The sequence below is a fragment of the Planotetraspora phitsanulokensis genome (assembly GCF_016863295.1).
Lineage (GTDB): Bacteria > Actinomycetota > Actinomycetes > Streptosporangiales > Streptosporangiaceae > Planotetraspora > Planotetraspora phitsanulokensis.
In genome coordinates this window covers 286,740-298,926 of record NZ_BOOP01000003.1, presented here as the reverse complement: position 1 = coordinate 298,926, position 12,187 = coordinate 286,740, and the positions used below count along the sequence as shown (strand labels likewise).

Annotated in this window: 13 protein-coding genes; 5 read left to right on the top strand and 8 right to left on the bottom strand. The window is 67.7% G+C overall.

The genetic code is table 11. From position 1 onward, the window contains the following. Positions 1–186 precede the first annotated feature (186 nt). The 7 genes from Pph01_RS04260 to Pph01_RS04230 all read right to left on the bottom strand — a co-directional run bounded on the left by Pph01_RS04260 (position 187) and on the right by Pph01_RS04230 (position 5,408). A complete protein-coding gene (locus Pph01_RS04260; RefSeq protein ID WP_204071585.1) occupies positions 187–459 on the bottom strand; it encodes a hypothetical protein in 273 nt (90 codons plus the stop codon). Positions 460–780: 321 nt separating this feature from the next. Then, positions 781–1,137: an STAS domain-containing protein gene (locus Pph01_RS04255; protein ID WP_204071584.1), complete on the bottom strand. Its 357-nt coding sequence runs from the start codon at positions 1,135–1,137 to the stop codon at positions 781–783. 277 nt (positions 1,138–1,414) lie between these two features. Continuing rightward, positions 1,415–2,197 (bottom strand): YoaK family protein, encoded by a 783-nt coding sequence (locus tag Pph01_RS04250; protein ID WP_204071583.1) that lies wholly within the window; start codon positions 2,195–2,197, stop codon positions 1,415–1,417. Between the two features lie 169 nt (positions 2,198–2,366). Continuing rightward, complete coding sequence (locus Pph01_RS04245; protein WP_204071582.1) at positions 2,367–2,855, bottom strand: protein-disulfide reductase DsbD domain-containing protein; 489 nt, start codon at positions 2,853–2,855, stop codon at positions 2,367–2,369. Between the two features lie 23 nt (positions 2,856–2,878). Further along, positions 2,879–3,379 carry a thioredoxin family protein gene (locus Pph01_RS04240; RefSeq protein WP_204071581.1) on the bottom strand — a complete coding sequence of 167 codons (501 nt, stop codon included), beginning with the start codon at positions 3,377–3,379 and terminating at the stop codon, positions 2,879–2,881. Positions 3,380–3,672: 293 nt separating this feature from the next. Next, positions 3,673–4,644 (bottom strand): NAD(P)-dependent alcohol dehydrogenase, encoded by a 972-nt coding sequence (locus tag Pph01_RS04235; protein WP_204071580.1) that lies wholly within the window; start codon positions 4,642–4,644, stop codon positions 3,673–3,675. Between the two features lie 98 nt (positions 4,645–4,742). Next, positions 4,743–5,408: a TetR/AcrR family transcriptional regulator gene (locus tag Pph01_RS04230; protein ID WP_204071579.1), complete on the bottom strand. Its 666-nt coding sequence runs from the start codon at positions 5,406–5,408 to the stop codon at positions 4,743–4,745. 88 nt (positions 5,409–5,496) lie between these two features. Here Pph01_RS04230 and Pph01_RS04225 point away from each other — a divergent pair, with 88 nt between their 5' ends. Next, a complete protein-coding gene (locus Pph01_RS04225) occupies positions 5,497–6,021 on the top strand; it encodes an anthrone oxygenase family protein (RefSeq protein WP_204071578.1) in 525 nt (174 codons plus the stop codon). Positions 6,022–6,108: 87 nt separating this feature from the next. Here the strand turns inward: Pph01_RS04225 and Pph01_RS04220 are convergent, their stop codons facing one another. Further along, positions 6,109–7,281 (bottom strand): ATP-binding protein, encoded by a 1,173-nt coding sequence (locus Pph01_RS04220; RefSeq protein ID WP_204071577.1) that lies wholly within the window; start codon positions 7,279–7,281, stop codon positions 6,109–6,111. 328 nt (positions 7,282–7,609) lie between these two features. Between Pph01_RS04220 and Pph01_RS04215 the strand changes: the two genes are divergently transcribed. The 4 genes from Pph01_RS04215 (at position 7,610) to Pph01_RS04200 (ending at position 12,165) form a co-directional block, all read left to right on the top strand. Further along, positions 7,610–8,419, top strand: coding sequence for an ABC transporter ATP-binding protein (locus tag Pph01_RS04215; RefSeq protein ID WP_204071576.1), 810 nt, complete (start codon positions 7,610–7,612; stop codon positions 8,417–8,419). Then, positions 8,404–10,278, top strand: a complete 1,875-nt coding sequence (locus tag Pph01_RS04210; protein WP_204071575.1) for a hypothetical protein — start codon at positions 8,404–8,406, stop codon at positions 10,276–10,278. Before Pph01_RS04215 ends, Pph01_RS04210 begins: the two co-directional genes overlap by 16 nt. A gap of 79 nt (positions 10,279–10,357) precedes the next feature. Then, the gene (locus Pph01_RS04205) at positions 10,358–11,119 is read left to right on the top strand and encodes a DUF4184 family protein (RefSeq protein ID WP_204071574.1); all 762 of its coding nucleotides are present in this window, start codon (positions 10,358–10,360) and stop codon (positions 11,117–11,119) included. Between the two features lie 86 nt (positions 11,120–11,205). After that, on the top strand, positions 11,206–12,165 hold the full coding sequence (locus Pph01_RS04200; RefSeq protein ID WP_204071573.1) for a TAXI family TRAP transporter solute-binding subunit: 960 nt from the start codon (positions 11,206–11,208) through the stop codon (positions 12,163–12,165). Positions 12,166–12,187 lie beyond the last annotated feature (22 nt).

Sequence of the window (12,187 nt, the reverse complement as noted above, 5' to 3'; positions counted from 1 at the left end):
CGCGGATGGCCGCCGCCGCCCACGCTCACAACCCGGTCGAGGCCCACGGATGTGCATCGGATCCTGATCTACATCGTAAAGGCGGTGGATTGAGAGAGGGGCAGGGGAGTGACCACGATCGCGAAGGTGTCCGGTGACAACACGTGGAAGGTCGTGGGCCTCTCCGTCGTTCGCGTGGCTCGCCGGCTAGTCAGCGAACCCCTTGACGAACCACTGGCGGCCCCGCGCCACCAGTTCGACCACCGCTGAACGCTGCGAATCCGAGGCCAACACCGTGTAGTGCCGGACCCGCAGTTCTTCGATCGGCTTGCCGAGGTTCTCTTCCACCCACAACGGCAAGAGCGCCTCCCAGCTGTGGCCGACCACGGAAACCGTGTATGTACGGCACCAGGCCCTGAAGCTCTCGGGGCGGCCCGCTTGGTCGAGATCTACCTCCGCTGTGACTGAATAACTTTCCACTTAAGCATCGTCGAACGTCCGATTCATTGATCGCCATTTATCTGTGCCCGATTTGACCTGACATTGGCCGTTATTGTGGTCGGCTGTGGTGGACCCATGACCTCCGTGAGCTGCGAGAAGTACGGGGTCCGGATCAACGGGCGGCCGGCGCGAGGACGAGGGCGAGGACGGAGGCGTCCGCGAACAGCCAGGCCACGTAGTCTCCGATCCTGCCGGAATGCGGTGCGCGCGGCCTGCGAGGTCACGGCCTCGCCCGAGTTCGACGGGGCCGCTCAGATCTCAATCGCTCAGGGCGGTCGCCCGGCGTGGAATCGAAGCCGGCTACCCGCTGGTGCCGGATTTGAGCGCGTCCTCCAACGATCCGTAGGCGGTGATGCCCCCGACCCGGCCGGTGATCCCGGTCACGTCGAAGATCCGCCGCAGGCGTGGGGAGAGTCCGCATACGACGACCCGCTCGCCCATCCCGAGGCGCCGGTAGACGTCCAGGATCACGCGTAGGCCGGAGCTGTCCATGAAGCGGAGCTCGCTGAGGTCGAAGACGAGGCGCCGCGGCTTCTGCGCGAGGACCGCCTCGACCTGTTGGTGAAATGCAGGTTCGGCGGCAATGTCGAGTTCTCCACGCGCCCTGATGATCGTGAATGGAGGGCGCTGTTCGGTCGAGGCTTCGAAGACATCCATGCGGCTCACCCCCATCGTCGTGTAAAGCGGCAGGTCATGTCCCCTCATCAGCAACCCTATGTCGCGCTCTCGAGCTCCGGAGATGGGCGGGGGACCGCGGGGGCAGCTCAGGGCGACTGGATGGCCTCGAGCGCCCTCGCTCTCCCGACTCCTGGGAGAGCGGGCCCCGCCACATGGTCGAGCCCGTCGCTCCGGTGGCGTACCACATGCTGCCGTTCGCGCTCGCGTCGTACTGCTGCCAGAGCTGCGCCCCGGCGAGAACCCTGGTCTCGGGGGGTCAGCTCCTCCCTGATCGGAAGTCCTGAGCCGGACCGAGTTTCCGATCGGGGAGGAGTCGCGACACGATGATCACGATTGCCAGCGCCGCCAGTCCAGGGACCAGCGCGAAGGCTTCGCGAATGTGAAAGAGCCCAGCGCCGGCCAGTGCACCGAGCAACAGGGCCGCCACCGCCGCCGCGCGGCGGCGCCAGCGGACGCTGGTTCCGCCCGCGAGTCGTGAGTCCGCACCGAGGCTGGTAAGGGTGCTGGTGACGACTGTCGTGGGCAGGTCGGCGACCGACAGCCGCCTGGTGGCGGCACCCTGGATGCCCATCGCGAATGCCAGGAGAGGCGCGATCACATGTGGAGACGGCGCTCTCGGCTGTGTCACCCACACGAGGAACACCGACAGGAGCATGGCGAAGCTGACGCCTACGCAGATCGCCAGTTGCAGGGGCCAGGTAGAGCTGAGGTCAGAACGGCGCACGATCCGTCCCGCGATGATGGTCCCGACGATGAATGCCCCGAGCGCGATTGCGGAACCCAGCAACGGCAGGGCGGCTCCGCCGGCGGCGAATCCGATGATCGCGACGTTGCCGGTCATGTTCGCGGTGAATACCTGACCTAGGCCGAGATAACTGGCGGCATCGACTGAGCCGGTGACTGAAGTCAGCAGTAGGAGGAGCAGGACGCGGACGTTCTCATGATCAAGACCGAGGTGGGGTCTGAAGCGGTCGCGATGATTTTTGCTCACTGACTGCGGAGGTAGTACAGCCATATAGTGCCTTGCCTTGCTGGTCACAGATGTACTCGATGCTAGAGGGCGGGGTCACCATGCTGTGAGGCAGCCGTCTGAAGGAGTGGTGACGGCGCCGCTTTCGGCGCCGCGTTCGACAACCGCCGCGCGCACCGCGCCTTCGCACAAGCCGGCGGACTCGGCAAGCTGATCTCTCGGATATCCGCTGAGTTGATCAGGTCCCGACCGGGGCGAGGGCGATGACGCGGTCACGTACGGGAGCCAGACAGTTGGATGTGCTGCATGCCGCATAGGTGACGGTCACCTCAGCACGTCCGTTCCCGGTTCGGCGCACAGGCACCGCGATGGTCACCGGGCCGTCCGGGTAGACAGGCAGGTTCACGTCCAGTGCCTCGATGCGCAAGGTCCTCACGGGCACGTTCGCGGCCGGGCTGCCGGCCGCGCGCAGGTTGCCGCCCACCCTCACCGTGGTGGGCACACCGAGGCCGTCCACGCCTCCCGGTGGCAGATCCACGCTGTACAGGTGATAGCCGGTCCTCTGCGGGGTGAATGTCGCTTGTAGCTGCCGGGTTCCGTCCGGTCCGGTGGTCAGCGCCGCCACGACGGTGACGCCGCTGTCCTCCAGACGACCTGACAGTTCGGCGGACGGACTGCTCGCGCCCGCTCCGGTGCATCCTTGGGCGAGTGACGCGACGACCAGCACGGCCGGCAGTGCGCGGTGCGCCCTCAACTCTTGGGTGCCCAGCGGGTCAGGAACGCGTTGACCTGATCGCTGTTCATAGTGCGTGCATTGGCGAACGAGCCGTCACTCGTGTCCACGAGGACCTCGCCGTCGGGTGCCAGCACCGCCAGCGCCGGGATGCCGCTCGTCTCCAACTGCACGTACTTCGCGGCGAAGTCGAGGTTGTGGTCGAACTCGCCGACATCCACTGCCACCACGTGGTAGTTGCGCTGAAGCAGAGGCTTCGATTCCTTCGACTGGAACAGATTGTCGAGCACCCTGCAGTCGGGACACCAGTCGGCACCGAAATCGATCAGGACCTCTTTGCCGTCGGAGACGGCCAGCGCGAGGGCGGCGTTCAGGTCCGCGGCCGGATCCCGTGCCGGGTCGTAGTGGACCTGGATCGTGTCCGCGGCGGCAGCCGACGTCGGCGCGTCCTCGCCGGCGCATCCCGCCAGGAGCAGTGCGATACCGATGACGGCCGCGGGGGCGATTCGTCGCAGCATTGACCGGTCCTCATCCGAGTTGATCAGGCACACGAGAGTAGCGCACGGGGTCACGGCTTCGCGATTCCGTAAAAATGCCCATAAAGGCCAAAATTGCATTGCCGGGCGTCGCTCAATGACCAGCCGAGACGGCGGCCGACGAACCCCTGCCCAGTAGGCGGGTCAGGCCCGCCACACGCTTGGCGGATCCGTCCCGAGAGGTCCTTTGACGCTCGGAGTGCCGGACGTCGTCATGACCCCCCACGGCCGCTTTCCGGCCGCACCCTGGAGGGACGGTCCTCCTTGGAAAGGGATCAGCTCGAATGCTCGATGCTGATCACGACGTTTCCCGTTTTCCGGCCTGTTTCGACGTACCGGTGGGCTTCGAGGATCTCGTCCAATGGGTAACGCCTGTCGATGACCGGCTTGAACCGCCCGGACTCGATCAGGTCCTTGAAATACCGTGCGGTCGCCGAATCGTGTTTCGGCAGAGGGAACTTGACCTTCTTTCCGCCGAGCAGCGGAGTGGCGAGCGCCAGGATCGGATTCTGGGACCATGGGCCCAGGTCACCCACGACAAAGACTCCACGCGGTTTCAGCAGCCGCCTGCATCGCCAGAACGTGCTCTTGCCGACGGCGTCGATGACGAAGTCGTATTTCCTCTCGTCCCTCGTGAAGTCTTCGGTCATGTAGTCGACGACCTTGTCGGCGCCCAGGCTCCTGACGAGTTCCACGTCCTTCGTGCCGCAGACCGCGGTGACGCCGGCGCCGACGCTCTTCAGGATCTGGACCGCCGCCGAGCCGATGGCCCCGGTCGCGCCGTAGACCAGGACGTCGTGGCCGCGCTCGATCTTCGCCGCCCTGATCGCCGAGAGGGCGTAGTGCGACCCCTCCGTGCTCGGGGCGGCCTCCTCGAAGGTCAGTCCTTCCGGCATCGTCGCGAGGGTTCCGTCATGCGCGACCGTCATGTATTCGGCGTGGGCCCCGAATCCGGCGTCGCTGTAGCCGAACACCCTGTCGCCGACGGTGAAGGACGTGACACCGGCGCCCACCGCCTCGACCTCTCCGGCGAACTCGGTTCCGAGAATCGTCACTTTCGGCCTGATCAGGCCGGTGAAGAATCGCCAGATGAACGGCTTGGCCGCCCTCACCGCACAGTCGGTGCGATTAACCGTCGTCGCGTGGACTTTGACGAGAAGTTCGCCGTCCTTGGGCGCAGGCTTCTCCACTTCTGCGACCGTGACCACTTCCGGCGGGCCGTACCTGGTGCGGAACGCGGCCTTCATGGCTGCATTGTAGCCACCAAAGGAAGATCTGATCGTCTTCCAGGAAAGCCGCTGAAACACGCACGAATCGAATTCGTGAGCCGGGCCGTTCCTTGAGTTCAGAGGCCTTCATGGTCGGTCGGTTCGAGAAGGGTCTCGCTGAGGATTTGTGCCAGCCAGTCCTGGCAGTCGCGCATGGTCCAGCCGCAGACCTCGGTCAGCCGCTCGAACAACTCGATCGAGGTCAGCGCGTAGATCTGATCGGCGGCTCGCTCGACGCCCAGGCCGGTGCGCAGCACACCGACGGCCGCCAGGTGTTCGGCAGGTCCCCGGCTGCCCGCCAATCGCTGGCGTTCCGTGTCGGCCAGCAGGTCGGCCAGGCCGGCATCGGTCGCCGCGGCCGCGCGGAGCACGCGATGCACCGGACCGACACGTTGATATATCGACAGCGCCATCTCCGCGAAGGCGACCAGCTTCCGCGTGGGATCGGGCTCGTCGACGATCGCCTGCACCTGCGGCCGGGCACTCTGCGGGACGGCCTGTGCATCACCGGCCAAGGTCACGTCCCATACGAGCTTCGCCAAGCCGGGCTTGCCGCCAGGGCAGGACGTGTACAGGGTCTGCACGACGACGCCCGCGGCCCGTGCGACGTCGGCCATCGTCGTGGAGGCGTAGCCGTGCTCCAGCATGAGCGCACGTGCGGCCTCGGCGATTCGCAGCCGGGTCGCCTCCGCGTTCTCGCGTCGTACCTCGCTGACGTACCGGCGCTTGGGTTTCCGCTCCATGAGTGATCACCATGCCCGCATATTGACTTTAATCGGTTCAAATGAAATTTTGTGCATCTAGTCAATCATGAGGCACCGGAGGTGCGGCATGTATCTCGTGCTGTTGAACGTCGCCCGGACGGGGGCGGCGTTGCTGCTCGGCCTCTTCGCCGGGGGCCTCGTCTTCACAGTGCTGGCTCCGTCGCTGCGGTCGTTGCCCGGACCCGCCTACGTACGGTATTGGCAGGCGCTCAACGTGGATTACGGCCGCGCCATGCCGGTGTTGCTGGTCACCTGCCTCGCCCTGCTCCTGACGACGTGCGTGGTGTCCTACCAGCGCGGCTGGCTCGTCTTCTGGCTCGGCATCGCCGCCTTGTTGCTACTGGCGGCCACGATCGTGCTCACCCTGACCAAACTGGATCCGCTCAATCAGCTCGCGAACTCCTGGAACGCCGATGAGCCGCCCGCCGACTGGGCGGACGTCCGCCTGCAATGGTGGACGCTGCACGCGGTCCGGACGGCGATGGCGACGCTGGCCTTTCTCGCTCTCCTGGTCGCCCAGGTGGCCGACAGGGGAGACGGCCAGACCGTCAGCGCACCCTCGGCCGCACAGCATGTCCAGATCTCCGGTTGATACGGACACGGTATGGGGCTTTCCTCAGCCGTCAGACTGGGGATTTCGCTGTCCAGTGGCGGCTGACCCTGCTCGAGAGGACTGCGTTCAGGGGAAGAGATTCGGCCAGTTGCCGCCGCGAGCCCGTACGTCCGCGGCCACCTCTTTCACCGACCGACCGTCGGTGTCAACGCGCAGATCACCTGCCCCGGCGCTGTCGAGCGCCTTGGCCTCGAACGCCGCTCGTTCGGCGATACGGTGCAGGGTGTCCGAGTTCAGCCCTTTCAGCCCATCACCCGGTAGGGCCGGCCCGCCTCCCCGGCCACGCTGCGCGACGCGCTCGGCCAGCGTTTCCGGCCCCGCATGCAAGCGGCACACGGTCAAGGCCGTTCCAGACAGCAACTCGGCGTAGCCGCGGACAATGTCGTCGGAGTCGGGCCCCCCGGAGACGACCAGGCACCGGGCACCCGCCGCGCGGTGCCCTGCCCAGATGGCCGCGAGGTTGCGGGCCTTGAGGCGATGGCTGTCCACGTCGTCGTCCGCGACGGGACGCAGCGCACCGATCTGCTTCACATCGACATAGGCGGCACGCACGCCGGTCCGGTAGACCTGCATGAAGATCTCGTAGCCGACCGTCGACTTCCCAACCGCCGTAGCACCGCACAGCCACAGCACGGGCACCGGCACGGAAACGGGTGCGGTATCCACCGAGGTCGGGTGGTTCTGCCGGTCAGCGACACTGTGGAACGTCGCGGCGGGGAGGATGCCCGGCCATCCCCCCACACGCTCACAGACCAGCCGGGCAGCCTCGGACACCACTAAGCCGCCCGTATCCACGCACACGTCGGCGTAGTCACTGCGTTCCAGGGCTTCCGCTTCAACGACCGCCTCCTCCACCAGATCCGGACGCCATCCCCGCGCGAGGAACCGTTCCTTGAGTTCAGCGCCATCGACGCGCAGTCGGCACACGGTGAACGTGGCCTCAGGAAGAAGGGCGGTGTACTCACGCACCTCCTCGGGAGTGTCAACGAAGCCCGCAAGGACCAGACACTGCACCCCTTCCTGCAGGAAATTCGGCCACATCGCAGCCAGATTCCGCGCGCGGAGGCGATGCGTCACGCCCTCTGACATGGGGTAGCACAGGCTGATCTGGTCAGCGTCGACAAACGCCGTCCTGACACCGGCACGACTCAGCTGCGCAAACACCTCCCAGCCAACCGTGGACTTCCCGACACCCGAAGGCCCCGACAGCCAGAGCAGAGGCAGAGAAACGTTGCTCATCCGCGCGACACTAGCCGGGCCCCCGGTGGAACGAGCGAGTACATTTCGCCCACGTCAGGGGATGGGTGAGGCTCCGAACACGACAGACACGGGGCCTGCCCCCCTCAAAGGCGACCGCTACTCAGAATGAAAAGGGCTCAATGTGCATTATCCGGCCCGACCATGAAAACGGGAAACCCGGCGCGTCCGGGCCGTCCTCCACTGAAGGGAAATCGTTTCCGCCTTCGAGTCGAAGGAAAAGGGGGTTCTCCCTGAAGATTCCTGAATCTACCCTTTGCCTCAGTCGTACGACGCATGTGTGAATCCGCGAGCAGCCAAGGGGGCGGCGATGGATAACGTGACCAGCCAGGATTCCGAGGAGTTACCCGGGGGCGACGAAGGACCTGCTCCGGCGCTGCGATTGAAAGGCCTGCACAAGGCCTTCGCCGACAATGTCGCGGTCGACCACGTCGACCTGGTCGTCCCCCGAGGCTCGTTCTTCGGCCTCGTCGGACCCAACGGCGCCGGCAAGACCACGGTGCTGTCGATGGCGGTGGGTCTGCTGCGACCCGACGAGGGCCGGTCCGAGGTGTTCGGCGTGGATGTCTGGTCCGACCCGGTCACGGCGAAGTCGCTCATGGGCGTCCTGCCGGACGGGCTCGCGATGCCCGAACGGCTGACCGGCCGGGAGCTGCTGACGTTCATCGGCCAACTGCGGGGCATCGCGGACGACGTGCTGGCTCAGCGGACCCGGGAACTGCTCAACGTCATGGAGCTCAACGACGCCGAGCGCACATTGGTCGTGGACTACTCCACGGGCATGCGCAAGAAGATCGGTCTCGCGACAGCGCTGTTGCACGGCCCGAGACTGCTCGTCCTCGACGAGCCCTTCGAAGCCGTCGACCCGGTCTCGGCGGCCGCGCTCAAGGCGATCCTGGTGCGGTTCGTCGCCTCGGGCGGTTCGGTGGTCCTCTCCAGTCACGTCATGGCCCTGGTCGAGCAGCTGTGCGACACCGTGGCGGTGATGGCCAAGGGCGAGCTCGTCGCCGCAGGCCCACTCGACGAGGTACGCGGCGACGGCACCCTGGAGGAGGCGTTCGTCCGCCTGGTGGGCGTCGAGGCCGGCGACCGGGAGGAACTGTCGTGGCTGGCGTCCTGATCCGGATGAAGCTGGCGATCATCCGGCACTCCATGACGGGGGGCAAGGCCGCATGGATGATCATCGGTGGCCTGTTCGGGATCGTCTTCGCGGTCGCCACGATCTGGTTGAGCCTGCTGGAGAGCGTCCATCCGACCGTGGTGCCCGACCTGCTCGCCGCGATCTACGTCATGTGGATGCTCGGCTGGATCGTCGGACCGGTCTGGGGCGGCTCCACGGTGCTGCGGGTCGACCATTTCGCGCTGCTGTCCGTGCCGCACCGCAAGCTCGCCGTCGGGCTGCTCTGCGCGGGCTTCGTCGCAGTCACCACGGTCGTGACGTTCCTGGCGTTCGTGAGCCTGATCGTCTACGGCGCCCGCCTCGGCGTCGTGCCCGCGCTCGTCGCGGTGCCGGCCGTCGTCCTGCAACTGGCCTTCGTCGTCCTGCTGTCGCGAGTCGCCATGGTCGTCCTCGGCGTCGTGGCGAAGTCCCGGATCGGTGCCGCGTTCACCGGAGTCCTCATCGCCGCGATGATGGTCCTCGCCCAGTCGGGCTGGATGGTCGCAGTCGCGATCCAGGTCTCCGGCGTGCTCACCGACGGCTTCGGGAACGGCTTCTCCACCACGGTGCGGGCCATCCCGTCCGGGTGGGGTCTCGTCGCCGTCGAGTCGGCCGCCCGGGGAGAGTGGGCGCTGACGGTCGCTGCGCTCGCCGGGCTGGCACTGCTCATCGTGTTGCTGCTGCTCGCCTGGAGCCGCAGCCTCGGTACCCCACGGCGGGCCCGGATCACCATCCGCGGCTCGCGCAACGCCGACGTCTCCAGCAGGGGGCTGTTCGCCGGGCGTTACGGCACGGTCGTGCGCAAGGAACTGCGCACCTGGTGGCGCGACCCGCTGCGCACCCAGACGGTGTTCGTCCCGCTGGTCTGGGCTCTGGGCACGACCCTGCTGCCACTCACCTTCGGCGAGAAGCTGCTGCTGCCCTGGGCCGCACCGGCACTCGCCGTCATGGCCGGCGCCGCCATGTGCAATCTCTACGGCCTGGACGGCACCGCGCTGTGGATGACCCTGCTCACCGGCAGCGAGCGTGCGGACCTGCGCGGCAGACAGCTGGCCTACCTGCTCATCTTCGGCCCGATCACCCTCGTCATCGCGGTGGCCTTCACCGCGTGGAGCGGACTCACCTGGGCCTGGCCCTGGGTCCTGGCCCTGACGCCGGCGATGCTCGGCGGGCAGGCCGGCCTCGGCGCGCTCATCTCCGTGGTGGCACTCGCGGCCGGTCCCGACGCCCACAAGCGCCCCGACAATCCGCTGGAGCACGGCGACACGACCGGCCAGGCCAACCTTCTGTTCTGGGGCGGGCTGCTGACGGGTATCCCGCCGGCCACGTTCCTCACGCTCGGCACCGTCTACGACAACGCGTTCCTGCTGTGGACGGCCGTCCCGGTGGGTGTGGCCACGGGCGTCTTCCTCGCCTGGTGGCTCGGGCGGGTGGCGATCCGCAGCCTGCGGGTGCGCGGCCCGGAGATGCTCTTCCTCATGCGCACCGGGCGCAACAGCAAGTCGATCAAGATCGAGATGCCGAAGCGTGAGGCGTGGATCGCCCTCGTCGGCTGGACACTCGGCTCGATCGCGCTCTTCCCGCAGGGAATCGTTCCGATGATCTTCCTGCTGGTCGGGCTCGACGTGAAGTCGTGGTTCCTGCCGTTGTACCTCGCCGGTCCACTCCAGTGGCCCAGTGCCGTCGTCATGGTCCTCCTCGGCTCCTACCTGTACTACGTCGCGATCAAGCTGAGCTTCCGCAAGAAATCAGCGTCCCCGCCTGACGACGGCGCCGCCGTCCCCCCACCCGGACAGAGGCAGGAGCTCGAATCCGTCTGAAGACCGTCCCTCGCGCGCACGATGTCCAGACCACCCGGATAAAGATCGTCATCCAGGCGGCGGGTGCCGATAATGGCGTGTGCCGTTCACGCTGAGCCATGTCGCGGCGATCCTTCCGGTACGGCGGTGGTTGCCGCCGTCGGCGCTGGCGGTCGGGGCGATGGTGCCCGATCTGCCGTACTACCTGCCGTTGCCGTTCTCGTCGGCGAGCACGCACGCGTGGTGGGGGCCGCCGCTGCTGGGGGTTCCGGCGGGCGCGGTGCTGCTGGTGCTGTTCCACGTGGTGGTCCGGGCGCCGCTGGCCGCGCTGGCCCCCGCCGGGCTGCGCGCGAGGCTGCCGGACGCGGCGCGGCCCGCGCCCGCGGCGGTGGTGGCCGCACTCCTCGCCGGGATGGCCACGCACCTGATCTGGGACGGGTTCACGCAGATCGGCGGGTTCGCGGTGGCGCACTGGCAACCGCTGCGGCTGTCGGTCATCGGCCCGCATCGGGTGTTCAACGTGCTCATGTACATCAGTTCGGCAGGCGGACTGGCGGCCCTGGCCGGATGGTTCGCGCTCTGGTACCGGCGGGCCCCGGTCCGGCCGGGACGGCTGCCCGGTGTGGCGCGACGGGTGAGCGGCGGGGTGCTCGCCGCGGCCGCAGCGGCCGCGTTCGCCGGCGCCGCCGCCGGGGCGATGACGGACCGCGCCGCGGTGAGCGACTACGACCTGGTGCGGAGCGTGATCTTGGGCGGCGCAGACGGGGCCGCTGCGGCGTTCGCCTGTTACGTGCTCGCCTGGCACGTGTGGAACGTGATGAGCACCCGGCGGGCGGCGAGTGATGCGGGCCCGCCGGTCTGAGCGCGACGCGGGGGAGGGGAGCGCGGGCTCGGCCCGGTGGTTCACGGCCGTGGCCCGACTGGAGGGTCCGTCCGTATCATCTCGGCATGGTGCCGAACCTGGAGCCACGGCTCAGCCGGCGGGCGGTGCTCCTGGCCGCCGGCGGGCTGCTCGTCGGTTGCTCCCGGCGGCCCGAGGTCGACAAGGTCCACCTGCGACTGGCCACCGGACCGGCGGGGGCGGTCTACCGCCGCATCGGCGGTGCGCTGGCCGAACACATCACCGAGCAGGTGCCGGGTGCCACGGTGACCACCGTGCCGAGCGGGGCGTCCACCGACAACATCCGGATGTTGCGGGCCGGTGAGGTGCATCTTGGGCTGACGAGCCTGGACGCGCTGATCACGAGCGACGGCAGGGCGCCGGAGGGGCTCTCGGCGATATGCCGGCTCTACGACAGTCACCTGCATCTCGTGGTCCTGGCCGGTTCGGCGATCGACGAGTTCCGGGACCTCGAGGGCAGGCGCATATCCCTCGGTGCCCGCGACTCGGGCACGGAGTTCACGTCGCTGCGGGTTCTGGAACTTGGCCGGGTCGACGCCGACGGCCGCTACCTCAGCCAGGCCGAGTCGGCGGCGGCACTGCGCGACGGCGAGATCGACGCGATGTTCTCCCTGACCGGCGTCCCGACACCCGCCATCACGGAGCTGGCGCGGCGGCACTCGATCCGGCTGATCCCGTTGGACGCACAGGCGGACGCGCTCTTCACGGCGTTCCCAGGTCCGTACACCCCGGCCATGATCCCCGCGACCGCGTACGCCGGCGTCCGGGCCACCCGTACCGTCGCCGTGCCGAACGTGCTTCTCGCGCGCAACGACCTGCCCGACGACCTGGTCTACGCCATCACCGACACGATCTTCACGCACACCGGCACGATCACCTCCGCCGGCCGCGACGACGCCGAGGCGGTTCCCGAAGCGTGGCAGATCAACGTGCGCACCGGGATCTCCACCGCGTCGATCCCGCTCCATCCGGGCGCGGCCGTCTGGTTCCGCGACCGCAAGCGCTGACCGGAGGCGGCGGAGCGCGGGT

Coding starts and splice junctions, on each gene's coding strand:
- Pph01_RS04255 (WP_204071584.1), bottom strand. CDS start 1,137: ATGGATGTCTTCGAAGCCTCGACCGAACAGCGCCCTCCATTCACGATC.
- Pph01_RS04240 (WP_204071581.1), bottom strand. CDS start 3,379: ATGCTGCGACGAATCGCCCCCGCGGCCGTCATCGGTATCGCACTGCTC.
- Pph01_RS04235 (WP_204071580.1), bottom strand. CDS start 4,644: ATGAAGGCCGCGTTCCGCACCAGGTACGGCCCGCCGGAAGTGGTCACG.
- Pph01_RS04230 (WP_204071579.1), bottom strand. CDS start 5,408: ATGGAGCGGAAACCCAAGCGCCGGTACGTCAGCGAGGTACGACGCGAG.
- Pph01_RS04225 (WP_204071578.1), top strand. CDS start 5,497: ATGTATCTCGTGCTGTTGAACGTCGCCCGGACGGGGGCGGCGTTGCTG.
- Pph01_RS04220 (WP_204071577.1), bottom strand. CDS start 7,281: ATGAGCAACGTTTCTCTGCCTCTGCTCTGGCTGTCGGGGCCTTCGGGT.
- Pph01_RS04215 (WP_204071576.1), top strand. CDS start 7,610: ATGGATAACGTGACCAGCCAGGATTCCGAGGAGTTACCCGGGGGCGAC.
- Pph01_RS04200 (WP_204071573.1), top strand. CDS start 11,206: ATGGTGCCGAACCTGGAGCCACGGCTCAGCCGGCGGGCGGTGCTCCTG.